This window comes from Pseudomonas sp. S60 (genome assembly GCF_016647865.1).
Taxonomy (GTDB): domain Bacteria; phylum Pseudomonadota; class Gammaproteobacteria; order Pseudomonadales; family Pseudomonadaceae; genus Aquipseudomonas; species Aquipseudomonas parafulva.
Genome location: NZ_JACVVH010000015.1, coordinates 14311 through 38668, shown reverse-complemented (window position 1 = coordinate 38668; position 24358 = coordinate 14311). Strand labels below are relative to the sequence as shown.

General features: G+C 62.5%; 26 protein-coding genes and 1 pseudogene. 13 read left to right on the top strand and 14 right to left on the bottom strand.

From position 1 onward, the window contains the following. Positions 1 to 68 precede the first annotated feature (68 nt). Positions 69 to 467 carry an NUDIX hydrolase gene (locus IAE33_RS09650; protein WP_201163326.1) on the top strand — a complete coding sequence of 133 codons (399 nt, stop codon included), beginning with the start codon at positions 69 to 71 and terminating at the stop codon, positions 465 to 467. Positions 468 to 488: 21 nt separating this feature from the next. On the opposite strand, the gene IAE33_RS09645 is transcribed toward IAE33_RS09650, so the two are convergent. Further along, positions 489 to 1040 (bottom strand): ATP-dependent Clp protease proteolytic subunit, encoded by a 552-nt coding sequence (locus tag IAE33_RS09645; RefSeq protein ID WP_201163325.1) that lies wholly within the window; start codon positions 1038 to 1040, stop codon positions 489 to 491. Between the two features lie 181 nt (positions 1041 to 1221). Between IAE33_RS09645 and IAE33_RS09640 the strand changes: the two genes are divergently transcribed. The 4 genes from IAE33_RS09640 to IAE33_RS09625 are packed head-to-tail and all read left to right on the top strand — an operon-like array spanning position 1222 to position 5073. Next, positions 1222 to 2139 carry a DUF72 domain-containing protein gene (locus tag IAE33_RS09640; RefSeq protein ID WP_201163324.1) on the top strand — a complete coding sequence of 306 codons (918 nt, stop codon included), beginning with the start codon at positions 1222 to 1224 and terminating at the stop codon, positions 2137 to 2139. Further along, positions 2136 to 2921, top strand: a complete 786-nt coding sequence (locus tag IAE33_RS09635) for an endonuclease/exonuclease/phosphatase family protein (protein WP_201163323.1) — start codon at positions 2136 to 2138, stop codon at positions 2919 to 2921. Before IAE33_RS09640 ends, IAE33_RS09635 begins: the two co-directional genes overlap by 4 nt. Then, a complete protein-coding gene (gene clsB, locus IAE33_RS09630) occupies positions 2918 to 4120 on the top strand; it encodes a cardiolipin synthase ClsB (RefSeq protein ID WP_201163322.1) in 1203 nt (400 codons plus the stop codon). The genes IAE33_RS09635 and clsB overlap by 4 nt, the downstream gene beginning before the upstream one ends. After that, positions 4120 to 5073, top strand: a complete 954-nt coding sequence (locus IAE33_RS09625) for a lysylphosphatidylglycerol synthase domain-containing protein (protein WP_201163321.1) — start codon at positions 4120 to 4122, stop codon at positions 5071 to 5073. The genes clsB and IAE33_RS09625 overlap by 1 nt, the downstream gene beginning before the upstream one ends. 81 nt (positions 5074 to 5154) lie before the next feature. On the opposite strand, the gene IAE33_RS09620 is transcribed toward IAE33_RS09625, so the two are convergent. Beyond that, positions 5155 to 5379 carry a metallothionein gene (locus IAE33_RS09620; protein ID WP_028634013.1) on the bottom strand — a complete coding sequence of 75 codons (225 nt, stop codon included), beginning with the start codon at positions 5377 to 5379 and terminating at the stop codon, positions 5155 to 5157. Beyond that, the gene (locus tag IAE33_RS09615) at positions 5376 to 5840 is read right to left on the bottom strand and encodes a hypothetical protein (protein WP_060483389.1); all 465 of its coding nucleotides are present in this window, start codon (positions 5838 to 5840) and stop codon (positions 5376 to 5378) included. The genes IAE33_RS09620 and IAE33_RS09615 overlap by 4 nt, the downstream gene beginning before the upstream one ends. Positions 5841 to 5985: 145 nt before the next feature. On the opposite strand from IAE33_RS09615, the gene ligD reads away from it, so the two are divergent. The 5 genes from ligD to IAE33_RS09590 are packed head-to-tail and all read left to right on the top strand — an operon-like array spanning position 5986 to position 11569. Beyond that, positions 5986 to 8475 (top strand): DNA ligase D, encoded by a 2490-nt coding sequence (gene ligD, locus IAE33_RS09610; RefSeq protein WP_201163320.1) that lies wholly within the window; start codon positions 5986 to 5988, stop codon positions 8473 to 8475. 31 nt (positions 8476 to 8506) lie between these two features. After that, positions 8507 to 9550, top strand: coding sequence for an acyl-CoA dehydrogenase (locus IAE33_RS09605; RefSeq protein ID WP_201163319.1), 1044 nt, complete (start codon positions 8507 to 8509; stop codon positions 9548 to 9550). Continuing rightward, positions 9547 to 10302 carry a PIG-L deacetylase family protein gene (locus IAE33_RS09600; RefSeq protein ID WP_201163318.1) on the top strand — a complete coding sequence of 252 codons (756 nt, stop codon included), beginning with the start codon at positions 9547 to 9549 and terminating at the stop codon, positions 10300 to 10302. Before IAE33_RS09605 ends, IAE33_RS09600 begins: the two co-directional genes overlap by 4 nt. Positions 10303 to 10313: 11 nt before the next feature. After that, positions 10314 to 10913, top strand: coding sequence for a class I SAM-dependent methyltransferase (locus IAE33_RS09595; RefSeq protein ID WP_028634018.1), 600 nt, complete (start codon positions 10314 to 10316; stop codon positions 10911 to 10913). Beyond that, on the top strand, positions 10910 to 11569 hold the full coding sequence (locus tag IAE33_RS09590; protein WP_201163317.1) for a glycosyltransferase: 660 nt from the start codon (positions 10910 to 10912) through the stop codon (positions 11567 to 11569). The genes IAE33_RS09595 and IAE33_RS09590 overlap by 4 nt, the downstream gene beginning before the upstream one ends. Before the next feature lie 5 nt (positions 11570 to 11574). On the opposite strand, the gene ku is transcribed toward IAE33_RS09590, so the two are convergent. The 6 genes and pseudogenes from ku to IAE33_RS09560 form a co-directional block, all read right to left on the bottom strand. Further along, positions 11575 to 12435 carry a non-homologous end joining protein Ku gene (gene ku / locus IAE33_RS09585; protein ID WP_201163316.1) on the bottom strand — a complete coding sequence of 287 codons (861 nt, stop codon included), beginning with the start codon at positions 12433 to 12435 and terminating at the stop codon, positions 11575 to 11577. 81 nt (positions 12436 to 12516) lie between these two features. Further along, positions 12517 to 13104, bottom strand: coding sequence for a 5'-methylthioadenosine/S-adenosylhomocysteine nucleosidase family protein (locus IAE33_RS09580; protein ID WP_201163315.1), 588 nt, complete (start codon positions 13102 to 13104; stop codon positions 12517 to 12519). A 125-nt stretch (positions 13105 to 13229) separates the two neighbouring features. After that, positions 13230 to 13349: pseudogene (locus IAE33_RS09575) on the bottom strand (general stress protein); the annotation flags it as partial. A 204-nt stretch (positions 13350 to 13553) separates the two neighbouring features. Further along, entirely contained in the window at positions 13554 to 14837 is a 1284-nt protein-coding gene (locus IAE33_RS09570; protein WP_201163313.1) for an NTP/NDP exchange transporter, read from the bottom strand. A gap of 4 nt (positions 14838 to 14841) precedes the next feature. Continuing rightward, positions 14842 to 15747 carry an aldo/keto reductase gene (locus IAE33_RS09565; RefSeq protein WP_201163312.1) on the bottom strand — a complete coding sequence of 302 codons (906 nt, stop codon included), beginning with the start codon at positions 15745 to 15747 and terminating at the stop codon, positions 14842 to 14844. A gap of 91 nt (positions 15748 to 15838) precedes the next feature. Beyond that, the gene (locus tag IAE33_RS09560) at positions 15839 to 16720 is read right to left on the bottom strand and encodes a Dyp-type peroxidase (RefSeq protein WP_201163380.1); all 882 of its coding nucleotides are present in this window, start codon (positions 16718 to 16720) and stop codon (positions 15839 to 15841) included. A gap of 181 nt (positions 16721 to 16901) precedes the next feature. On the opposite strand from IAE33_RS09560, the gene IAE33_RS09555 reads away from it, so the two are divergent. Beyond that, positions 16902 to 17801 carry a bile acid:sodium symporter family protein gene (locus IAE33_RS09555; protein ID WP_201163311.1) on the top strand — a complete coding sequence of 300 codons (900 nt, stop codon included), beginning with the start codon at positions 16902 to 16904 and terminating at the stop codon, positions 17799 to 17801. A gap of 3 nt (positions 17802 to 17804) precedes the next feature. On the opposite strand, the gene IAE33_RS09550 is transcribed toward IAE33_RS09555, so the two are convergent. Further along, a complete protein-coding gene (locus tag IAE33_RS09550; RefSeq protein ID WP_028634027.1) occupies positions 17805 to 18275 on the bottom strand; it encodes a sterol desaturase family protein in 471 nt (156 codons plus the stop codon). 389 nt (positions 18276 to 18664) lie between these two features. Here IAE33_RS09550 and IAE33_RS09545 point away from each other — a divergent pair, with 389 nt between their 5' ends. Beyond that, positions 18665 to 19384: an MgtC/SapB family protein gene (locus IAE33_RS09545; protein WP_201163310.1), complete on the top strand. Its 720-nt coding sequence runs from the start codon at positions 18665 to 18667 to the stop codon at positions 19382 to 19384. Here the strand turns inward: IAE33_RS09545 and IAE33_RS09540 are convergent. Further along, positions 19381 to 20937, bottom strand: a complete 1557-nt coding sequence (locus IAE33_RS09540) for a sensor domain-containing diguanylate cyclase (RefSeq protein WP_201163309.1) — start codon at positions 20935 to 20937, stop codon at positions 19381 to 19383. The two genes, IAE33_RS09545 and IAE33_RS09540, sit on opposite strands and share 4 nt — an antisense overlap. A gap of 258 nt (positions 20938 to 21195) precedes the next feature. Between IAE33_RS09540 and IAE33_RS09535 the strand changes: the two genes are divergently transcribed. Then, positions 21196 to 21465, top strand: coding sequence for a hypothetical protein (locus IAE33_RS09535; protein WP_201163308.1), 270 nt, complete (start codon positions 21196 to 21198; stop codon positions 21463 to 21465). A gap of 57 nt (positions 21466 to 21522) precedes the next feature. On the opposite strand, the gene IAE33_RS24555 is transcribed toward IAE33_RS09535, so the two are convergent. The 3 genes from IAE33_RS24555 to codA all read right to left on the bottom strand — a co-directional run bounded on the left by IAE33_RS24555 (position 21523) and on the right by codA (position 24353). After that, the gene (locus IAE33_RS24555; RefSeq protein ID WP_236403970.1) at positions 21523 to 21696 is read right to left on the bottom strand and encodes a DUF6021 family protein; all 174 of its coding nucleotides are present in this window, start codon (positions 21694 to 21696) and stop codon (positions 21523 to 21525) included. Between the two features lie 55 nt (positions 21697 to 21751). Next, positions 21752 to 22738 (bottom strand): DNA-binding protein, encoded by a 987-nt coding sequence (locus IAE33_RS09530; RefSeq protein ID WP_201163307.1) that lies wholly within the window; start codon positions 22736 to 22738, stop codon positions 21752 to 21754. 373 nt (positions 22739 to 23111) lie between these two features. Continuing rightward, positions 23112 to 24353 carry a cytosine deaminase gene (gene codA, locus IAE33_RS09525; protein WP_201163306.1) on the bottom strand — a complete coding sequence of 414 codons (1242 nt, stop codon included), beginning with the start codon at positions 24351 to 24353 and terminating at the stop codon, positions 23112 to 23114. Between the last annotated feature and the right edge of the window lie 5 nt (positions 24354 to 24358).

Here is a 24358-nt window from a genome sequence, read left to right as displayed (position 1 = left end):
CTCAAGACACCAATGTGTGTCTCCTGGTGACTAATTCCTCATAGGAATATGCGTCACCAGGAGCCTGTATGAAATCGACCAAAGCCCGCGCTACCATCATCTGCCGCCATGGCAAGCACGGCCACAAATGGCTGTGGGTGCGCAAGCACAAAGCGCCGTGGACGCTGCCCGGCGGCAAGGTCGAACCCGGTGAGACGCCTGCCCAGGCGGCGCAGCGTGAGCTGCTCGAAGAAACTGGCCTGCAGGCCATGAACCTCACGCTGTTGATGCGCCACGAGTCCGCCGAACGGATGCATTACGTGTTCGAAGCGGAGTTTGACGATGCCCCAAAGCCCTGCGCCATGCACGAGATCGCTGACTTTCGCTTTGCCCATATCGACCATGTCGCGGCATTGAAAGGCGAAATAAAGGACCTTATCCGCTCCCTGCTCGCCTGTGACGCCTCCACCGCCGCCTCTGTCCGTTAGCAGGCTGCCACAACGCGGTTATCAAGCGTGAACACTCCATTGGCATACGCCAGCCTCGATCGGCATCTCGTCTATCCCATGGATCAGGCCACTGTCCAACGCTTCCTGCGGGCCGAGTATGCGCGGGGCCGCCATTAAGTAACGGGGCACGTCCAGTACTTCACTGCCACCCTGGGTACGTTCCGAGACGATTTCTGCGTACAGCCGCAAGTCATAGTCCAGGCTCATGGCGTATTCGGCCATGCGCGCATGGTCGACCGAGCCGTGCAAGGTCCAGTGAAACGGGTGGAACAGGAACTTGCTGTGGGTACAGGCGGTACGGTGATCGCCCGCCAAAAACAGAATATTGCCCATCGACTCCACGGTACCCAGGTTATGGGTATGCACACTGACAGGCAGGCCCCGCAAGTAGTTGTACAGGGTAAACCCGTAACTGCATTCACCACCCATGGTCGCGATGTTTAGTTGCAGCACGTCTGCACCCTGGTTCAGAGCTTTGGTGCAGGTATTGATGAGGTTGCCGCACGTCGACGAGTTGATGGGGCCGGTGAAGTGGATGATGTGTCTGGCCATGCCTGTCTCCAGAAGGCTCGTTTGAGTGCGTGGTGCATTGCCTTCTTGCTGAACGGTGGAAGCGTGCTGGCCGGCAAAGTTCAATCCACCCGCCATGCGCCGCTGGGCATCAGTGGCTGAACCACCGGGTAGCTGCATCGGTCGCATGGATGAACGGGGCGACAAGCAGTAAGGAGGGACCGTGAGCGACGTGCGCATTGGCATTTCAGGGTGGCGCTATGGCCCATGGCGCAAGGATTTCTACCCCCAGGGCTTGCGGCAGGACGATGAACTCGCCTTCGCCTCACGGGCGGTGAACACCATCGAGATAAACGGCTCGTTTTACAGCCTGCAAACACCTGAGCGGTACCTTGGCTGGGCGCAGGCCACGCCCGATGATTTCGTGTTTTCAGTCAAGGCGCCGCGCTATATCACCCATGTGCGCCGGTTGAAGGACATCAAGGAGCCGCTGTCCAACTTCTTTGCGTCTGGGCCGCTCATGCTCGGCGACAAGTTAGGCCCTTTTTTGTGGCAATTCCCGCCCAACATGAAGTTCGATGAAGCCCGGTTCGCCGAGTTCTTCCAACAGTTGCCCCACGACCGGGCTGCGGCCCGGCGTTGTGCCAAGAACTGCAGCGAACGCCTGAAGGGCAATGGCGGTGCTGAGATGACCGGCAATACGCCCTTGCGCCACGCGGTGGAGGTACGCCACGACAGTTTCATGTGCGACACCTTCATCGACATGCTGCGCGCCCATAACCTCGCCCTGGTGGTGGCCGATAGCGCAGGCAAGTGGCCCTATGCCGAGGACCTTACGGCTGACTTCGTGTACATGCGGCTGCATGGCGATGTGGAGCTGTACAGCAGCGGCTATACGGTTGCCGCACTGCGCCGCTGGAAGCACCGCATCGAGCAATGGACCAAAGGCGACCAGGCGGACGACGCACGGCTGATCGTACCGGGCCCGCCGCCCCACAAGGCATCGCGTGACGTGTACTGCTACTTCGATAACGATCAAAAGGTCCACGCTCCCTATGACGCACGGCGCCTGCTGGAAAAACTGCACCTAGACCACGACCTGATGACCGAACCCGGTACTGAACCTGAGGTAGAGCTTTGAATTCGACGCTATCTGCGCCCCACCCCGCCGCCGACAGCCGCACAGCCGTGCATCGGTTGAATGTGCTCACGCTTAACGTGCACAAGGGTTTCACCTTTTTCAACCGGCGTTTCATCCTGCCGGAGCTGCGCGAGGCTGTAAGGGCCACCGGTGCCGACCTTGTTTTTCTACAGGAGGTGCATGGCAGCCATGCGCAGCACGCGCTGCGCCACCCCGGCTGGCCGGCCTCCCCCCAGTACGAGTTTCTGGCCGACAGCATGTGGCCGCAGTTTGCCTACGGCCGCAATGCCGTGTACCCCCATGGCGATCACGGTAACGCGCTGCTGTCCAAGTTCCCGATCCTGCGCTCGCAGAACCTCGACGTGACCGTGCACGGCACCGAGGAGCGCGGCCTGCTGCACTGCCAACTGCAGGTGCCCGGGCACGATGAGGTGCATGCCATTTGCGTGCACCTGGGCCTGCGGGAAGCCCACCGGCAGAGCCAGGTGAAACTGCTGCTGGCCTTGCTGGAGCGCTTGCCGGCCAAAGCCCCCGTGATCATCGCCGGCGATTTCAACGACTGGCGGCTGAAGGCTGACGCGGTGCTGTCGCAGTCGCTGGTAGAGGCGTTCGGCGAGCGCTTCGGTGCGCCGGCACGCACCTTTCCCGCGCGTCTGCCGCTGCTGCGGCTCGACCGCATCTACGTGCGCAACGGCATGCCGGCCAAGGCCCGGGTGCTGTCCAATTACCCGTGGTCGCACTTGTCCGACCACGCCCCTCTGGCTGCGGAGATCAGTGTGTGAAAAGACCTTGGGTAGAGGGCAACAGCGTCGAACTGTTGATCAATGGCGAGGCGTACTACCCCCGGGTTTTCGAGGCCATGGCCCAGGCCCGGGAAGAGATCCTGCTGGAAACCTTCATCATCTACGACGACAAGGTGGGCCAGCAGCTGCAACGGGTGCTGGCGGATGCTGCCCGTCGCGGTGTGCGGGTCGAGGTGGTGGCTGACGGTTACGGCACGGCGGATTTGCCGGCCGATTTCATTGCGGCCATGACCGATGCCGGCGTGCGTTTCCACCTCTTCGACCCGCAACCGCGCCTGGCAGGCATGCGGACCAACCTGTTCAGGCGGCTGCACCGCAAGCTCGTGGTGATCGATGGCCAGCGCGCCTTCATTGGCGGGATCAACTACAGCGCCGATCACCTCGGTGATTTCGGGCCCATGGCCAAACAGGATTACGCCGTTGAAGTCACAGGGCCCGTGGTCGCACAGGTGCACGCGGTGAGCCGTCGGCTGATGTCCCCGGTGCTGGAACCGCCGAGTGACGTGCGCCCTGTTACCGCCCCCACTGGCGACATCACTGCCGTGCTGGTGGAACGTGACAACGGGCAGCGCAGCACCGCCATAGAAGCGTATTACCTCGAAGCACTGCGCAATGCGCGTTCACGTATCGTGGTGGCCAACGCCTATTTCTTCCCGGGCTACCGGCTGCTGCGCGAACTGCGTAACGCCGCACGGCGGGGTGTAGAGGTCACGCTGATCATGCAGGGCGAGCCGGACATGCGCTGGGTACGTGCACTGTCGCGCTTGCTCTACAACTACCTGCTGCGCGATGGCGTGCGTATACACGAATATTGCCGCCGCCCCCTGCACGGCAAGGTGGCCTTGGTCGATGACCAGTGGGCTACGGTGGGCTCCAGCAACCTCGACCCCCTGAGCCTGTCGTTCAACCTGGAAGCCAACCTGTTTATCCGCGACCACGCCTTCAACCAGCAGCTGTACCAGCACTTGCAGTCCCTGGCCAGTGAGCAGTGCAAGCCTGTGACCCTGGAGCGCATGATCCGGGGCTACTGGTGGCGTGCACCGTTGATTTTCTTGTGCTTCCACGCAGTACGCCACTTCCCGCGCATTGCCGGCTGGTTTCCGGCCCACCGCAAGCGGCTGGAACCGCAGCAACCGGAAGTGGCCACCCAAGGCAACCTGAACGAGGGCAACACCTGATGGAGCGCAAGCGTTGGCAGACCTGGGCCAAGCGCCTGTTTACCGTATTGTTCCTGATTCTGATCCCGGCACTGCTGTTCACGCTGGCACGCAACCTGGACTGGAACGAGGTGCGCCAGTCGCTGATGGCCTACAAACCCGGCACCCTGGCGATCGGGCTGGTCATGGCGTTGTGCAGTTTCCTGATCTTCGCCAGCTACGACTTGCTGGCGCGTGCCTACACCGGCCACCGGCTGCCGGCCAGGCAAGTGCTGCCCATCGCGTTCGTGTGTTATGCGTTCAACCTCAACTTCACTACTTGGGTAGGCGGTGTTGCCCTGCGCTACCGCTTGTACGGGCGCCTGGGGCTGGACACCCCCACCATCACCCGCATCCTGACCCTGGGGCTGTTGACCAACTGGATGGGCTACATGTTGATCGCCGGCAGCGTGTTTGCCCTGCGTCTGGTAGAGCTGCCGTCCCACTGGGCAGTGGGCACGACCGGCCTGCAGATGATCGGCTTCCTGTTGCTGGCGGTGTCGTTAGGCTATGTAATGGCGTGCGGATTTGCGACGAAGCGTACCTGGCGCTGGCGCGAGCATGAACTCACCTTGCCCTCGCTGCGCCTGGCGGTTTGCCAGGTGGTGCTGGGCGCCAGCAACTGGGCAATGATGGCGCTGCTTATCTTCTGGCTGTTGCCAGACCAGGCCTTCTACCCGTCCATTCTGGGCATTCTGTTGATCAGCTGCGTGGCGGGAGTGGTGGCCCACATCCCTGCCGGGTTGGGTGTGCTGGAAACCGTGTTTCTTGGCCTGCTGCAAGGGCAGATGGCCCAGGGCAGCCTGGTGGCAGCCCTGTTGGCCTACCGCACGCTGTACTACCTTATCCCTCTGGTATTGGCAGTGATCACTTACTTGGTGCTGGAGAAGCGTGCAAAGGCCATGCGTCAGCACGAGAAGCCTGCGCAGACATAAGCCATGGGGCAGATGGGAGGGGGGAGTGGCTAGCAGCTAACGACCCCGCTTTGAGCAGCAGGGTCGCGTGGCAGCCTATGCTCAGGGCGAGATGGGGTCGCTGGCGGGGAAGGTTTCATCGAGCGCGTTATCGACGCTGCTCTCTTTCTTCTGGGCTACCTGGCCGCAGGTGCAGCCCGGCATGCGGCATGGGTCGCCACTGCGGTGGCCGGTGGCGCAGGCTTCACAGCAGTAGGCCTTGCCATTCTGCGGCACGGCATTGACCGTGCAGGAACATTCAGTGCAGGCGCATCGTAATTCACTCATTGTGGGCTCCGGTCATCTTCGTCAACTACATCATCGCTCCATGGCTCGCCGTCCAGCGGCGCGGAGCGGGCCAGTTCAGCTTCATCCAGGCCGATACCGCCACCAATTTCGTCGGCATCTACCTCAGTAAGCTCCATATCTGCCGGGCCACCATGGCCGGGTTCGTGCGGGTCGCGCGCGCCGGTTTCATCCAGCAGCGTGTCAGGGCTCAGGTCATCGTAGGTCACGTTGTCTTCGTGCAGGCTGTCGGTCAGGGCCTCGCCCCCGGTCATGCCGCTTTCGGCCACGCGCTCAGCGGGGAACTCCTGCTCGATGTCACCTGCAGGCCGTTCATCACCCACCCGCCCTCGCCGCTCGTCCAGGCGCTCACTGAAGTCCAGTTCGTGAACGCTGCCCATGCGGTCTTCAATGTTGTCGATCTCAGTCGGTGTGTAGGGCTTGGGGTCGTTTGGCTTGGCCATGTGGCGTCTCCTTCAAGTGGCTCACTTGTGGTCGACTCTGCCCGGCGCAGGAAGATTCAGAGTTTTTCCGGGCCATCCGATTTATTGAACTCCCTGTTCCACGGTTGCCTCCCAACACCAAGACACTCATGGTGTGGAGCCAGTGATGGCAAGGTCCCTAGCGGAATATGCACGCAAGCGCGATTTTGATGCCACGCCGGAGCCCAGTGGCCAAGGGGGCAAGCGCAAGCGCGCCCATGCCTTGCAGTTCTGCATCCAGAAACACGATGCCAGCCACCTCCACTACGATTTCCGCCTGGAACTTGAAGGCACGCTGAAGAGCTGGGCCATACCCAAAGGTCCTTCCCTGGACCCGAAAGTACGAAGGCTGGCGGTGCACGTAGAAGATCATCCGCTCGAGTACGCCAGCTTTGAGGGGCATATCCCTGAAGGCCACTACGGTGGCGGTGATGTCATTGTGTGGGACAGAGGCGTATGGGAGCCCGAAGGCAACCCGGCCGAGGCTTATGCCAAAGGCAAGCTGCGCTTCCGCTTGCAGGGCGAAAAGCTGGGCGGCGTGTGGAACCTGTTTCGCACACGGATGGCGGGCAAGAAAGAGCAGTGGATGCTGGTCAAATCCAATGACAGCCAGGCCCGCCCCGAAAGCGAGTACGTCGTGGTGGATGAGCAGCCCGACAGTGTGCTCAGTGACCGCACCTTGATACCGAAAGCCAAAGTGCCCAAAAAACCGAGAGCCAAGGCGGCTGCACGCAAGCCAACGGGCGCCGGGCTGCCGACAGCGCTTGAACCACAACTGGCAACCTTGGTTGAAACGGCGCCCCGTGGTGAATGGCGCTATGAGGTGAAGTTCGACGGCTACCGCATTCTCGCCCGTGTCGCCGGGGAGGATATCCGCCTTTTTACCCGTAACGGTCATGACTGGACCGCCAAGATGCAAGGCCAGGTCGCGGCGTTGCGTGCACTGGGGTTGGATTCAGCCTGGCTCGACGGCGAGATGGTGGTCAACGATGCCGAGGGGGTGGCCGATTTCCAGGCGCTGCAAAATGCGTTCGACACCGAGCAGGATGATGCCATTGTCTATTACGTCTTTGACCTGCTGTTCCTGGGCGGTGAAGACCTTCGTCCCCTGCCCTTGCAGCAACGTCGTGCCACCCTGCACCAGCTGCTACAACACAGTGCCGATGGGCGGCTGATGTATTCGGCAGATTTCGATCAGCCGGTTGATTCGTTGCTCCAGAGTGCCTGTCGCCTTGGGCTGGAAGGGCTTATCGGCAAACGCGCCGATAGCCCCTACCTGGGTAAGCGCAGCGCTGACTGGATCAAGCTCAAGTGCGGTCGCCGCCAAGAGTTTGTAGTGGTTGGCTACACAGACCCCAAAGGCAGCCGGAAAGGCTTCGGCGCCTTGCTCCTGGCCCTGCATGACGGTGAAAAGCATCAGCTGCGCTATGCCGGCAAGGTGGGCACCGGGTTCAGCGCAGCAACGCTGGCCAGCCTGCTTGCCCGCCTCGAACCGTTGCAGGTGGCTGAGCCTGCGCTGGCCCACCCACCGACTGGCGCAGAGGCGCGGGGCGTTCACTGGCTGCAACCAGTGTTACTGGCAGAAGTTGCCTACGCGCAGATGACCCGTGACGGCATTGTTCGCCACGCGGTGTTCCATGGGCTGCGGCACGATAAACCCGCCCGCCACATAGACCTGGAGCAACCCATGTCCGGCAAAAGCACCGCCAGGCGCAAAGCCACTGAGCTACCGGAAGATCTGGGCAAACTGCGCCTGACCCACCCGGACCGGGTGATCGACGCCAGTACGGGCGTCACCAAGCGCGAAATTGCCCACTATTACGCTGCTGTCAGTGAGTGGATCATCCCGCAACTCAAGCACCGACCCGTGGCGTTGGTGCGTGCCCCCGATGGGCTTGAGGGTGAGCTGTTCTTTCAGAAGAACGCCGAGCAGTTGCACATCCCTCACCTGCGCAGCTACGACAAGGCCGAAGCGGGCCAGGCTGCCATGGTCATCAATCGGCCAGATTCCCTGTTGGGGGCCGTACAGATGAACATGCTTGAGCTGCACACCTGGAATGCAATCGATAGCAACTTCGACAAGCCGGACCGGTTCGTCCTGGACCTGGACCCTGACCCGGCCCTGCCCTGGAAAGCCATGCTCGAGGCTACCCAGCTGACCTTGACCCTGCTCGATGAACTAGGGCTCACCGTGTTCATCAAGACCAGCGGCGGCAAAGGCATTCATCTGGTGGTGCCGCTGACGCGCCGGGCGGGCTGGGAAGAGGTGAAAGCGTTCAGCCACGCCATCGTGACCTATCTAGCCCAGTTGTTCCCGGACCGACTAACGGCAATCTCAGGCCCAAAAAACCGTGTAGGCCGCATTTTCATCGACTACCTGCGCAATGGCAAAGGTGCCACTACTGCCTGCGCCTATTCGCTGCGTGCCCGCGAAGGCCTGCCGGTTTCCGTGCCTATCTGGCGGGAAGAGCTGGCCCAGCTCAAGGCCGCCAATCAGTGGACCATCGCCAACCTCGCGCAGCGTCTAGCCGAGGTGGACGACCCCTGGGCAGCGCTGGGCAATACCCGGCAGTCCATTACCGCGCGCATGCGCCGACAATTGGGCCTGGAGCAATGATTGCCCAGTACCAAGCCAAGGAGGGACGCCAATGACCACCGCGCAGGACCTGGACCTGACCCACCTGGACCGCGTGCTGCGCCCCTTCGGCGAGCGCCCGCAACCGCTCAGCCTGGATACGCAATTGCCGTCACTGCTCCAGACTCTGCAAGCCGATCATCTGGACCAGTTGCCGCTGCCAGGCCAGGGCGACACGTTGCGGCGCTGGCAAGCCCTTGCCCGAGTGGCCGGGTGCGATCTGGCCTTGGCGAAGCTTTACGAGGGCCATACCGATGCTTTGGCGATCATGGCCGAATGTGGCGCCGCTCATTACGCTGCGAACGGAATCTGGGGCGTGTGGGCGGCCGAGCCCCCTGACGCCCGGGCCATTATCGTTGCGCGGGATGGCGCCCAGGTTCGCCTGGGCGGCCGCAAGGCATGGTGCTCGGGTGCCCTACAGGTCGACCGGGCGCTGATCACAGCGTGGGACGAAGAAATGCGTCCGCAACTGGTCGCCATCGAGCTACCACAGCCCGGCCAGGGCTTGAATAGCGAACGCTGGCAGGCGGTTGGCATGGCCACTACCGCCAGCGTTGAAATCGAGTTCGACGATACCCCAGGCGTGCTGGTCGGCCGGCCCGGCCAATACCTGTCACGGCCTGGCTTCTGGCACGGCGGCGGTGGTATCGCCGCCTGTTGGTACGGCGCCGCCGAGGCCTTGGCTGGCTACCTGCGCGAGCACTGCCGCAAGCCGCACCCTGACCCCCACGCCGATGCGCACCTGGGCGCAGCGGATGCTGCATTGTACGGCGCCAAGGCAGCCCTGCGTGAATGCGCCGCCTGGATCGACCATAACCCGCATGCCGATGCCAGCCTGCAGGTGCGCCGTGCCCGCGCGCAGGTCGAACAGGCGGTCGAACAGGTTATCAGCCACGTCGGCCGAGCCCTGGGGGCCACCCCGTTCTGCCGCAACAGCCACTTCGCCCGCCTCAGCGCGGACCTGCCGGTGTTCATCCGCCAGAGCCACGCGGAGCGCGACCTGGCCGTACTGGGCCAGCAACTCACACAGGTACCCGCTGGAGCATGGCAGTTATGAGCGAAAACCTGATCGAAGAAAGCCCTGGCACGCCGTGGTCTGCGTGGCAGCAATCCGCCCATCTGGCCCGCGCCACGTGGCTGGATGCCCACCAACTTTGCCCACCTGGGCGGCGCCTGGTGCTGATCGCGCCGCACCCGGACGACGAGATTCTAATGGCCGGCGGCCTGCTGGCCGGGTTCAGGGGGCGAGAGGAGGACTTGGTGCTTGTCTCGGCCACCGATGGCGAAGGCAGCCACCCTGGGTCCAGTCACTGGACCGAGCATCGCTTGCGCCGCCAGCGGCCTCAGGAAAGCCGCCTGGCACTGCAGCAACTTAACCTGGACCCCGGCCGCCTGGACTGGCGACGGCTCAATCTCAAAGATGGCCAGCTGCCCCGCGAAGAAGCGTTTCTGGTCAGCCACCTCACGCAGCTGCTGCGGCCTGACGATTTGCTGATGGCCACCTGGCGGGGCGATGGGCACTGCGATCACGAAGCGGTCGGCCGGGCGGCGGCCCAGGCGGCCCTTGCCCGCAAAGTGCAGCTGGCCGAGGTGCCCGTCTGGGCTTGGCATTGGGCCCAGCCCGATGACCCCCGCCTGCCGTGGCCACGGGCCCATCGCTTGCAATTGGATGAAGCTCAGGTGGGGCGCAAGCGCAAGGCAATCGCTGCGCACGCCAGCCAGTTTGAACCGGATGGTTGCAACCCACCGGTGCTGCTCCCGGACTTGCTGGACTGCCTGTTGCAACCCTTCGAACTGGTCTTCCTGTGAATGGAGCTGCCATGAGCATTGACGCCGAGTATTTCGCCGACCTGTATGCCACGAACGAAGACCCCTGGGCTTTTCGAACACGCTGGTACGAGAAGCGCAAGCGGGACCTGCTGATGGCCAGCCTGCCGCGGCAGTGCTACCAGCGCGTCTTCGAGCCGGCGTGCGCCAATGGCGAGCTCAGCGTCATGCTGGCCGAGCGCTGTGGAGCGCTGGTGTGCCAGGACCTCGACCCTACCGCCATCAGGCTCACCCTTGGCCGGCTCGCCGAGGCCCCCCATGTGCACGCAGAGGTGGCGCGTTTGCCAGCGGATTGGCCTGGGGGGCAGTTCGACCTGATCGTACTGAGCGAGGTGGGCTATTACCTGGACCCTGCAGACTGGTTGCAGGTTATCGAGCAGTCGGTCGCCAGCCTTACCTATGACGGCGGGTTGCTGACCTGCCACTGGAAGCACCCCATCGCAGGTTGCCCTCAAGATGGCCGCGAGGTACACCGCATGCTGGAAAAGCACCTTCCCCTCTATCCTCTGTTCTGCCACGAGGAAGCGGACTTCATCATGGCCTACTGGTCCGCCCAGCCAAGCGTGGTCGACCTCGACGAGACTTGCTTATGATCGGCATCGTCATCCCTGCCCACAATGAAGCCCGGCGCCTGGGCCGCTGCCTCAAGGCTGCGCTGCTGGCTGCCCGATACGCTGCCGATGCAGGTCACAGGGTTGAAATCGTTGTGGTGCTTGACCGCTGTACCGACAGCACCGCCGCTGTTGCGCTGCGCCATGGCATCGAAACTGTGGCGATTGAGGCCGGTAACGTGGGCGAAGCCCGGCGGACCGGCGCCGCCTGGATGCTCGACCGTGGCGCGACCTGGTTGGCCTGCACCGATGCTGACAGCCAGGTGCCATTGCACTGGCTGGTATCGCAGCTGGGCTGCGGCACAGAGGTGGTCTGTGGGACGGTACATGTGCAGCGGTGGGAGCCATGGCAGAGGGCAGCCCTGCGCCGTCTGTATCATAGCCGGTACGACGACAAGGACGGGCACCGCCACATCCATGGTGCCAACCTTGGAGTGAGTGCTCACGCTTACGCACTGGTGGGTGGTTTCAAGGCGCTCGCGGCACATGAGGATGTGCAACTGGTCAGGGGGCTGGAGGCGTTAGGGGTTGCCATCAGCTGGAGCGGGCAGCACAGCGTGGCCACCAGCAGCCGACGCGAGAGCCGCGCCCGAGAAGGGTTTGGCGACTATCTGGCGGGGCTGCAGAAAACCCTCTGACGCGCTCACGACGCTCTGCGCGAACGCTTGGCCGGCTTTTTCTCGGGTGCGGTTTTCTTCTTTGTTGCCGCAGCTGCTTTCCCCCCGAGGCTACGTTTGAGCAGTTCGGTAAGGTCGATGATATCGGCGCTTTTTTCGGTGCCGCCTGCATCGCCCTTCTCGACCGTTTCAATCTTGCCTTTGCTGGCTTTCTCCTCTACCAGCTCCATGATCGTTTCCCTGAACGCATCATGATACTCATCGGGTGTCCAGCTACCCGACATGTCCTTGACCAGCCGCTTGGCCATGTCCAGTTCACGCTTGTCTGGCTTCGCTTGCGTAACGGTGGTGTCCAGCTCCAGCGTATCCAAGCCGCGCACTTCTTCAGGCCAGCGCAAGGTAATCATGACCAGGGCGTCCTCCAGCGGCCTGAGCAAGGCCAAGTGCTGACGGGTGTGCAACACCACGGTGGCCAGCGCCACCTTGCCGGTGCTTGCCAGTGTTTCGCGCAGTAGCGCATACACTTTGCCGCCCCGGCGGTCAGGGCTCAGGTAGTAAGGCGTGTCGAAGTGCTGCAGGGGTATTTCCCCGGCATCAACGAACGAGAAGATATCGATGGTCTGGGTGGCTTCCGGGCGCGCTTTGCGAATTTCGTCTTCGCTGATAACCACATAGCGGCCCTTTTCATACTCCACACCTTTGACGACGTGTTCTTTGTCGATGTCCTTGCCAGTCACCTTGTTGATGCGCTTGTAGCCCACCGGGTCCATGCTGCGCTTGTCGAGCCAGTCGAAATCGACTCGCTCGGTGCTTACCGCCGTGTTCAGCGCGACCGGTATATGCACCAGCCCGAAACTGATTGCGCCTTTCCAGATTGCCCTGGCCATTGAGCATGCCCCCTGAATGATGGACCGATAACTCAAGTGACTGCATTGGCCAGGGAAGGTTTAGCCTGTTCGCCCGGTGGCTCACCGGGGCTGGAAGAGCACCCGCTTGAAGGCCTCGGCGGCCAGGTGCACCTGCACGGCCCAGTCACTCGCCGCTTCGCTGCCCGCATCGTCGGAAATATATTTGAGGCAGACAAAAGGAATGTTTTCACTGCGGGCGATCAATGCCAGCACATAGGCTTCCATATCTACCACGTCATAGGGTGCGTCGCCGTGGCTCACTTCGAAGTTATCACCGGTGCCGCAGGCTTCGAGGGGTAAGCCCGAGATGGCCATGCCATGCTCAAGCACTGCTGGGGTATCCGAAAAAGGTGTCTCGTAGCGGGCGAAGCCCAAGGGGGTGACATCCATATCCCGTTGCACGAAGCGATTGCAGCACACCACTGTGCCTTTGCCATGGCGTTTGCTTCCGGCAGATCCCAGGTTGACGATCAGCCGAGGCTTATGGCGGGTGATGGCACGGGTGAGCGTGATAGCCGCATTGACCTTGCCAATGCCGGTAAATACGGTATTGAGGTGGCCGAATACTTGGCCGGCTTCGGCTTCGAGCGCAAATACAAACAGGATGTCTTCAGGCGAGACTTGGGGGAACAGCGGGGTCAGCATCATCGGGCGTTGATTCCAGTCGACAGGAACGGGCCCGGCTATTGTCAGTCAACTCAGCAGCATTGCAAGCGGGTGGTGGCCTACCTGTAATACGCGGTGCCGGGTTACCCGGCACCGCGTAGCCTCACTTACGAACGGCCGCCTTTTGGTCCGGCTTTACCGGTTTGGTCGCTGGAGGAATGCTGGCCGCCTTTGCGCCCTGCTTCGGATGCTTTTTCACGGTCATTGGCAAAGTTGCCTGGGTTCTTGGTACCGCCCTGGCTGCCTTGTTGATTGCCGCTGCGGCTGTTCTCTTTGTTGGCCATGGTCTGAAACCTCATAGGACTTCGGGATGCACGGCAACTGTGCCGTACATGGGTTCAGAGTGCGGCCATCAGCGGTGATTCGCTTTAAACAGCCGCCATCGGACCGGTGGCGTTAAATATGCGGTCGTCGGGTATTTGGCGTGGCGGTCAGTGGGGTGCCGGGGTGTCCAGGCGGGCCTGGCGCCGGCCCAACCATGCCCCGGTCACAGCCCAGCCGGTGGCGATAGCCGCACCGATCAGCATGGCAGCCTGAGGGTGGTCGCCCATTACATCCAGAGCACGTTTGAGCCAGCCGCTTATGGCGTCGCCGCCTCGGTACACCACAGTGTCGATGAAGTTCTTGGCCTTGTACTTGTCTTCGGCCGGTAGCACTGTGAACAGCATCTCCCGCCCAGGGCGCACCAGTGCGTATTCCCCGGCCCGCCGTATAACCATGACCACTACGAATACTGCGAACACGGGGGCCATCGCCAGCCAAATGAAGCCCACAGCCATTACCATGGGCACTGCCACCAGAAGCACGCCCACGCCAAGCCGCCGAGCCAAGCGCCCTGTGAGGAACAGTTGGGTGAGGATCGCCAGTGCTTGCACCAAGCTGTCTATCAGGCCGAATACCTGTGTCTGCCGGGTACTGTCGGTGAAGGTCTGGCTAACGATGCGAGCTTGCTCGAAATACAGGAACGTGCTGACACTGGCGAGCAAAACGACGAACAGGGCAGTGCCCAGCAGATAAGGTGAACGCAGTACCGCTGTCGCACCTGCGAAGGGGTTCCCGCCCAGTGGCTGCCGGGACGGCATAGGCGCTCGCTTTGTGATCGGCTGTGCAGCACGCCAGCGCTGCAGAAAACGTGTGGCCTGGATGCTTGCAACCAAAAAGCCTGCCGCCAGCACCAGCAACCCGGCATGACCAAGTGGCGCCACCAGCAATGCGCCCAGCAAGGGCCCGGTGAGCCCACCCAAACTGGCGCCAGCCGCAAGCAGGCCGAACAGGCGCTTGCTTTGCTCAGGGGAAAAGAGGTCTGCCAGCACGCTCCACGCCAGCGAGATACACAGCAGGTTGAACACCGACAGCCAGATGTAGAATGCGCGGGCCGTCCACACCGCATCAGGCGACCGGGCCATGAGCAGGGCGAACAACACCAGGTTGCTGGCGAAAAAACCATAGGTCCACGGCAGGATCAGCCTGCGCGGTACTTTAGAGGCCAGCCAGCCGAACAACGGCAGGCATACCAGTGTGACGATGAAAGTCCCGGTGAACAGCCATTGCAGGTTGTCTACACCACCCGCAATGCCCATGGTTTCACGCACGGGCCTAAGCATGAAGTAGCCGGTGAACAGTAGATAGAACAACAGCAGGCCGGCGAGCACTGCGGGTGCTTCACCAGGCTGGATATCGAGCAGCTGTTGCAGACGGCGCCGCAGGTTCGTCATCGCGTCACGCAAATTGCTGAATCAGCGCCTGTTGCTGCGCCGGGGTCAGCAATGGGCCATGACCCGCTTTCAATTGGTCGAGCTGGCGATCTGGCCGGCCGGTTGCAGGGATTACGGCGGTAACCGCTGGGTGGCTGATCGCAAACTTGAGGAACAGCTGCGCCCAACTGCCAATGCCAGCCTGCTCGGCCCACCCTGGCAGCGGCTGGTCCTTGACCTGGGCGAACAGCCGGCCATCGTCGAAGGCCCGGTTGATCAGCACCGCTACGCCTTTGTCGCGGCACAGTGGCAAGAGGGTCTTCGCTGCCTGAGGGGCATTGACTGCATAGTTGATCTGGATGAAATCCAGTGGCTCGCTGCGGACGATGGCCGCAACCTCCTCATGCCCGCTGTTCAGGTAATGGGTGATGCCCACATAGCGGGTTTTGCCCTGTTGCTTGAGTTCGCGGGCATAGGGCAACTGGGTTTTCCAGTCGCGCAAATTATGTACCTGCAATAGGTCGACCTTTTCCGTGCGCAGGCTACGCAGGGTTTGTGCCCACTGGGTCTGGGCTGCGGCGAGGCTGTCGGCTGCAATCTTGGTGGCGATGAAGCACTGGCGGTGCCAACCGCCCTCTTCCAGAAGTTGCCCCAGGATAGCGTCGGCGCCGCCGTAGTTCGGCGACGTGTCGATGACCCGGCCGCCGCCTTGGAAGAACGCCGAGAGCACCTGTTCAAGCTGGCGATAGGCCGTAGAACCCGGCTCTACTTCAAAGCTACCAGACGTGCCGGCCCCGATAGCGGGCAGTGCTTCACCGGTGGCGGGTATCTTGCGTGTGAGCAGGCCTGGGGGCGCGGCGGCCAGCCACGGTGCGGCCGCCATAAGGCTAATAGCCGCCCCGGCGCGCAGAACATCGCGGCGTGCGTACATGGTCAGGCCCTCTTGAGGAAGCGGTGTCCCCCACAGGCTAGCCCCTGATACCTTCGGATGCGCCTAGATGTGTGTCTGAATGTTTGACGTATCAGCCTTGCAACAGCAGGCGCAGATCCACACCCGCCTCGCCCATGGGTGGGCACCAGTAGTAGCCGCCGGTCAGCGGCCGGGTGAAGCGGTACAGGCCGTCGATAATGCCGTCCTCCAACCCGCTCATGCGCCGCAGTTGCACCTCAAAAGCCGCAAAGGACTTGCCCAGGGCCACGAACGCCAGGCCCGCACCCCGGGTATCGGCCCAGGATATCGAACGGCGCACCATGAACGCCTCGGGTGCAAAGCTTTCCTGTGCCGTGCGTTTCACATGGGCTGACGCCGGGGCATCATCCAGCTCTTCGTTGTCGCTGAGCCGGCGGCCAATGATGTTGTCCTGCACCTCTTGGGGCAGCGCCTTGAAATACTGCAGGTCGTGCTTCCACAGCTGGAAGGCGGCGAAGCTGGAGCCTTTCAGGCCCGGCACACCCTCGGCAAGGATCGCGGCGTGCACGGCATCGTCATCGCTGGGGTTTTCAGTGCCATCTTCGTACCCGGTCAGGTCACGCCCACCCTGGTGCAGGAAGCCCTCCACATGGTCAGCCAAGCTGAACGCCGGGCTCAGCAATTGCTCCAGCGCCTGGGCCCGCAGGTACAGGTCGCCCCGCTCTTCGCCGCGCAGCCACAGCCACAGGGCATGCTGGGTGCTCGGGTTCTCCACGGCAGCGTCCAGCACGGGGAATGGCTCAAGCCCTTCGATGCGGGCGTTCAGCACCTTGGCCAACGGTGCGCCGACCCCCAGCGTCAAACGCAAGCCATCCACTTCGTTGAGCAGTGCATCGAGCGCCGCAGGTATGGCGCCTGGGGAGTTGATCGAAAAGAACAGGTGACGAGCATGCACGGGGACGGGGGTGGCGAGCAGACCTTGCTGGAACGGCATGAAGGGGGAGTCCTGGGTAAAAGCGCGCATGCTACTGCGCACCCTGGGTTACTGCAATGCGCGTTAAGCGCGCGGGTGAAGGGACCGCGGTAACAAATGGTTACCAAAGCTGGCCATATGCAATTAGCTATCAGGTCGGCGCCACCTAAACTGCTCGGCACCCCCGGCCCGAGACTGCGCCATGACCGCCTCCCCTCTGCTGACCACCTTTCTGCCCCTGGCCCTGGGCATCATCATGCTTGGCCTCGGCCTGTCATTGACCTTGGCCGATTTTGCCCGTGTGGTGAAATACCCCAAGCCTGTGCTGATCGGCCTGGCCTGCCAGATCGTGCTGTTGCCGACAGCGTGTTTCCTGATCGCCAACGGCCTGGGCCTGGAGGCCGCCCTGGCGGTCGGTTTGATGCTGCTGGCGGCGTCACCGGGTGGCACCACCGCCAACCTCTTCAGCCACTTGGCGCACGGCGACGTGGCGTTGAACATTACCCTGACAGCGGTCAATTCACTGATCGCGATCCTGACCATGCCGCTGCTGGTCAACCTGTCGCTGAGCTGGTTCATGGCCTCTGACCAGGCGATCCCGCTGCAATTTGCCAAGGTGTTGCAGGTGTTTGCGATCGTGTTGCTGCCCGTGGCCTTGGGCATGCTGATCCGCCATGTTGCGCCGGCATTCGCCGCGCGCATGGAAAAACCGATGAAGATCGTGGCGGCGTTGTTCCTGGCGTTCACCATCGTGCTTGCCTTGGCCAAGGACTGGCAGACCGTGGTGGAGTACGCACCCGTAGTGGGCCTGGCGGCGCTGCTGTTCAATGTGCTCAGCCTGGCGGTGGGCTACTGGGTGCCTCGTTGGCTGCATGTTCCCAAGCGCCAGGCTATCGCCATTGGCATGGAAATCGGCATTCACAACGGCACCCTGGCCATTGCCCTGGCCCTCAGCCCTTCGTTGCTGAACAACGCGACAATGGCCGTGCCCGCAGCCTTGTACAGCCTGATCATGTTCTTTACCGCAGCCGCATTCGGCTGGTGGGTGAGCCGTGGGCATGTCAGCCCAGAAGCGTCTGCGGACACGGGTGAGCGCGTCTAGTGTTCAGTTGCGCGGGCGCCTGTTACGTCGCAGCTGGCGCACCAGAACCTGCAAGGGCGGTGCGTAGAAGAACCCGAACGAGACACTGCCCTCGCGCCCCTTTACCGCATGGTGCAGGCGGTGCGCGCGGTGCAGGCGCCTGAGGTAACGGCCCACCGGGCGCAGTTTGCGCGGCCAGTGCCGGTGGAACAGGCCATCGTGGGCGGCAACATAGAGCACCCCATAGGCCGCCACGCCGCCGCCCACCCAGTGTAACGGCCAGTACCCGGCCTTGCCGATCGCCACCAGCGCAGCGGCCACCAGCCCCAGGGCCAGCAGGTACAGGTCGTTGGTTTCCAACATGCCCAGGTGGGGCTCATGGTGGGAGCGGTGCAGCCACCAGCCCCAGCCATGCATGATGTACTTGTGGGCCAGCGTGCCGACGCCTTCCATGGCCACCAGGGTGCCGAGCAGGATGGCGATGTTGAGCAACATGGAGCGTTCCGCGACGTGTGTGAGAGACGTGAAGGTTACCGATTGGTGCGCTGTTTTTCCACGTAGTCGCTGCATGCTGTAGGGGTTTTCCCGATGAAGCCATTGTCATGTTTTTACCCTTGACCTGCCCTGCACTGGGGCGTAACGTCCCCGCCGCAATTTTGCATCCCTGAACAGGAGTCCTGCATTGGACAGTAGCCCCAGTCGCTTGCGACAGGCCCACGCGGCACGCTAGTCCGGCAGCGCTTCAACTGCCTGGCGGCTTTGCCAAGGCGGTGACGGTTTCAACATCCCCCTCTCCCTTCGTGGTCCTGCGCATTTCTGGTTTTCTTAACCGCGTCGAACGTATCGACGCCAACACGAGCACCTGCCCGTGGATGAGGTTTGCTATGGATTGGAAAGTCTTTCTGCTGCGCGTCAGCATTGCCCTGCTGCTGGGCGCCCTGATCGGCGCCGAGCGGCAACTGCGTCAGCGCCTCACTGGCCTGCGTACCAATGCACTGGTCAGCACCGGTGCCTGTCTGTTCGTGTTGATGACCCAGGCGGTGCCGGGCATGCAGCCTACCGATGCCTCACGCATCGCTGCCTACGTGGTGTCGGGCATCGGGTTTCTCGGTGGCGGGGTGATCATGCGCGACGGCTTCAACGTACGTGGGCTGAACACTGCGGCGACCCTGTGGTGCACCGCCGCCATCGGCGTATTGTGCAGCCTTGGCCTGTTGCTGGAAGCTGCCTTGGGCAGCCTGGTGGTGCTGTGCGCCAATATTCTGCTGCGTGACATTGCCCAGCGGCTGGACCGCCAGGAGGTATTACCTGCCAGTGAGGTGGAGCAACATTTCGAGGTGCGTATCGTCTGCCGGGCTCAGGATGAGATCCAGGTGCGCAGCCTGATGCTCCACAGCCTCAGCGACCCTGGGCTGCGTTTGCAGTCCTTGCACAGCGAAGACCTGGCAGACCCTTCCCGGCTGGAAGTGCGCGCCGAACTGCTGGGCACTTCCGAGGCGCCCTCGCAATTGGAGCGGCTGGTAAGCCGTGTAAGCCTGGAAAAAGGCGTCAGCTCGGTGCGCTGGCAGTTGCAGGCGCAACAGCATGCGCTGGCAGCAGATTAACCCGCCACCCGCTCCATCACCTCGTAACGGTCGCGGCCCTGGTGCTTGGCCTCGTACAACGCCAGGTCCGCCGCCCCCAGCAGTTGCTGCGGGGTGAGTGATTGCTGGGCAAGGTCCGCCACGGCAATACCGGCACTGAATGAAACCCTGCCCAGCGGGCTGCCGGCATGTTCCAGCATCTGCCCACGCAATGCTTGCTGCAGCTCACGCACCAGCGCCTGGGCGCCCTGGCTGTCGGTATCGGGCAGCAACAAGGTGAATTCCTCGCCGCCGTAGCGTACAGCCAGGTCGGCCGGGCGGCGCATGGCTTGGCGCAACAGCGCGGCGAACCGCTGCAGGCACGCATCACCTGCCGGGTGCCCGTAGCGGTCGTTGTAGGCCTTGAAGTAGTCCAGGTCGAGCATCACCACCACCAGTGGGTAGCCCTGGCGCCGGGCCCTGCGCAGTTCTGCATCGAACACCGCATCGAGCCGGCGACGGTTGCCCAGGCCCGTGAGGCTGTCGGTCAGCGCCAGCGCCTTCAATGTCTGATGGGCCTGGTGCAAGGCACGCTCCATGGCAATGCGCTCACGTAACTGGCGCAACACTACCCAGCCAAAGACTGCGAAGCCCAGCACCAACAGCAACAGCACAGCCAGCGATTTCAGGGCATCCTGCCGCCAGGGCGCCACGATGGACTCCCGGGACAGCCCTGCCTCCACCACCAGCGGGTAACTGGTCAACGCGCGGTAGGCATACAGGCGCGGCGTGCCATCGACCACCGCAACGGCTTCCACCAGGCCCTGTGGCGCGTAGGGCAGGTGATTGCGGAAAATCTCGCTGTTGGCCAGGCTGCGCCCCACCACCCGCTCGACGAAGGGGCGCCGCACCAGAATGGTACCGTCGCGCTTGGCCAATACCAGAGCGCCACGTTCATCGATCTTGAATTCACCGTAGTAGCGCACGAACCAGTCCACCTTGATGGTGCCCAGCAATACCCCGGCAAAGCTCCCATCGGCATGCTGCAGGCGCCGGGATATGGGAATGATCAGGCTACCGGTAGAGCGGCTGCGCACTACTGAGCCGATGCGCACCGCCCGGCTTGGGTGGTCGCGGTGGTAGATGAAGTAATCGCGGTCGGCGTTGTTCGCTGCAGCTGGGGTGGCGGTTTTGTCCGTGACGATCCAGCGCCCATCGGCCCCGTACACGAACAGCCCGTGCAACTGCGGGATGATGCTCTTCTGCTGTGCAAGCAGGGCATGCAACCGGGGGCGGTCGATGTGATCGAAGCCATCCCCTTCAAGACGTTCGGCCAGTGCGGCGGTGATCGCATCCACTTGGCGAATGGCGTCTTCGGCGTGCTGTGCGGTGGCCTGTGCCAGGTTGGTGACCATGTTTTCAGCGTTGATGAAGGCATCGCGATAATCGCGCCAGATGCGCCAGCCTTCGACCGTCGCAAATGTCACCAGCACCAGCAACATGAACGCCAACACCAGGCGAAACAGCGACACCGGTATGCCCTCGCCCGTCAGAGCGAGGGGGCCTTGGTCATCCTGATCCCCGGCTGCACGCATTCAAGTCCCTAAGTCGTCTTCTGCTGAACGCTGTTGACTATAGCCCAGCCACGCACGCGCCAACGGGTGGCAAAAAAGATTAAACCTTTGTGCCTGGCTTGGCCTCAACAGTACGCGGCGTTGGCAAGACGTGTGCAATCACGCAGACGCGCACGGCACCATCGTCAGGCAGTAGAGGAAAACCGCAGCGCCCGCTGGATATGCCTCCAGGGCTATTTCCACCGGCGCTGCAGAGCCAATACGACAAGTGAGGTAACCATGAGCAACGACGCACTCAAATCCGAAGTCCTTACCCGTTTGCACCATGCCCACCCGCATGGGCTCGGCAAGGAACTGCTGGATAACTACCGGGGCGAGAAGGAAGTGGCCAACATGCTCATGTCGCTGCAGCAAGAAGGCCTGATCCACGACGGCAGCGTGCTGAAGGACGGCGATGAAAATGTGAGCCTCAGCTACCCGATCAAACTGTCGGCGGCTGGGGTAGATGCAGCGAAAAAGGCCGAGGCAGCCAAAAAAGCCGAGTCCTGACGGGCGTGCGAGGCCGTTTGGCAGTGTTTTGAAGGGGCGGCCTGATGGCCGCCCTTTTTATTGAGTGTCTTTCTCTACGTCACGCGGCGGTTTGGCGGGGCCCTGAGGGTCCACTTGAGAGTCGTCGACGCTGGGTGAATCCGGATCAAACCCGAGGTCGTCCGGCTTGTCAGCGTGATCAGTAGAATGAGGCCCCTGCTGGGGGTTCGGTGCTTTGTCGTTACCGGTCATGGTTATTCTCCAATGGCTGCCCTATTGAAGAAACCACCCGCCCACGAAAGTTTGATTAATCTTGCACAGCACTGCGCGCAGCCTCGCACCGCGCCAACGCCTCATCCCTACCCTGCAATTGCACGCGCAACTGCGCAAGCTGATTGGCCTGCTCGGTACAGATGCCTCGCTCGTCCTCCAGGCTTTGCACCTGTACGGCAAGCTGACGGCGCAGTTCATCACTGCTGCCCTGTGCCTGGGCCAGCATGGTGCGCAGGCCCTGGATTTGCGCATCGCGCTGCTCCAATAGTTCTTTCTGTGCGCGGCTCTCGCCCGAGGCCTGGCGGTGCTCGCCCAGCAACCGTTCGTTATCCCGGTGCAGGCGGGTGAGCTCGTCCTGTTTCACCACCATGCCCTGCTGTAATTGGCGTACCTCCACCTGCATCTGCTGCAGCTGCGCTTCATGCCGGCGTTGCTCCTGCTCACGCTGGTCCCGGCTAGCATTGCGGTAATGCTCAAGCGCATCGCGGGCATGGCGGTGTTTGTCTTCCAGCGAACTGACCTGTGTTTCCTTGTCTGCCAGGCGGACCTGCAACTCGCCCAGCGACTGGCTCAGGCTGGCGTTGCGCAACTGCTCCGTTTGTAGCGTGCTGTGCGCGGTTTGCAGCTTCTCGGACTCCGCTGCCAATGCAGCGACATCAATCTGATGCAGTTGCTGGGCCTCGGCCAGGGCCTGGCGAACGGTGGCGAGTTCCTGTTCCAGGTGTTCGCGCTGCTCGGTGAACACCCGCTCAGCCTGTTCGATAGAGAGGTCGGCTTCGTCCTGCAGTTGGGTCGCCAGTTGCCCGACCATGCGGCTGAGCACCTCGCTGATCGGTGCGCCGCCTTCTAAGGCCACGGGCTGCTGGCCAGTGAGTTCTTTGAGATAGCGGTGGATGGTGGTTTTTGAGCCGGTATTGCCCAGCTCGATACGAATGGCATCGATGCTGGGGTTCTCGCCCCTGGCGATCAGCGCCTGCCGGGCCTGCTGCACCACAACCTTGTTTATGCCACCGCGGGCCATGGGATCTCCTACTATTTTGTACTGTTGTACGTAGCATGTAATTACATACCAATTCTGAGGTACTGGAGTACATATTTCAAGCCTAGGCTAAGGTGGAATAATCACGGCTTATCGAATTTGAGGGGTATTTTGCGTGGTAGGGACCAGGCTCTAGGCTTAAAGGGGCCGAAAGCTGTCATCGGTATCTGGCGCGCATGCGAATGCGCCGACGTGCGCGGGCATCGATTAGATGGTGGTGAATGGAAGCAATCAGCCGCCGTAGGCGGCATCAGGAGCCGCGAATGCAGGCTCAGCGAATAGCGGGCTGTGCAGCGGGCGGATCTGGCTCAGCGCCTTAGCCAGGCCATCTATAGGTGCCCCGCTAGGCTTGGCTTCAGCCCCGCCTGTGCACCTGGGCCGGCGTGCGGCGCATCAGCACCTCCCCGTGGCGTATCGACACCAGCGCATGGCCCTGGCTACGGACCATTTCGTAGTCATCGGGCGCCGACAGCAGCAACAGGTTGGCCGGCCTGCCCACTTCGATGCCGTAGCGCTCGCCCAGGTTGAGGGTGCGGGCACTGTTGTCGGTGATCAGGTCCAGACAGCGCTGCAGGTCCTCGTACCCCAGCATGTGGCAGATGTGCAGCCCGGCTTCCAGAATGCGCAGGATGTTGCCGTTGCCCAGCGGGTACCAAGGGTCGACGATCGAGTCCTGGCCGAAGCACACGTTCATGCCGGCCCGGTCGATTTCCGCGACACGGGTCACGCCCCGCCGCTTAGGGTAGTTGTCGAAGCGGCCTTGCAGGTGGATGCTCTCGGTGGGGCATGAGACGAAGTTGATGCCCGAGCGTTTCAGCAGGCGGAACAGTTTGGAGCAGTAGGCGTTGTCGTAGGAGCCCATCGCCACGGTATGGCTGGCCGTAACCCGGGGGCCCATTTGCCGTACCCGTGCTTCCTCGGCCAACACCTCGAGAAAGCGCGACTGCGGGTCGTCGGTTTCGTCGCAATGCACATCCACCAGGCAGCCGCTGCGCTCAGCCAGGTCCATGAGGAACTTCACCGAGGCCACGCCTTGCTCGCGGGTGTTCTCGAAATGCGGGATGCCGCCCACCACGTCGGCACCGATGGCAATCGCCTCGGTCATGAGCGCCCGGCCATTGGGGTAGGACTCGATGCCCTCCTGCGGGAAGGCAACGATCTGCAGGTCTACCAGGTGGCGCACGTCCTCGCGGACCTCGACCATGGCCTTGAGTGCGACCAGGCCAGGTTCGGTGACATCCACGTGGGTACGCACGTGCTGGATGCCGTGGTCCACCAGCATGTCGATGGTTTTCTTGGCCCGGGCCTTGATGTCGTCGTGGGTAGTGGTTTCTTTGCGCTGTGCCCAGCGCTCGATCCCCTCGAACAAGGTGCCGCTCATGTTCCACTCCGGCTCCCCCGCCGTCAGCGTCGCGTCCAGGTGGATGTGCGGCTCGACGAAGGGCGGCACTACCAGGTTCTGCGCCGCGTCCAGGTCACCGGCAGCCCCAGGCGCGACTACGTCGGGCTGGGGCACGATGGCGGCGATGGCGGCACCGTTCAATTCGATGCGAAACAGGCCAGGCCGGCCACGCAGGCGGGCGTTGATGACGTTCATGCCGT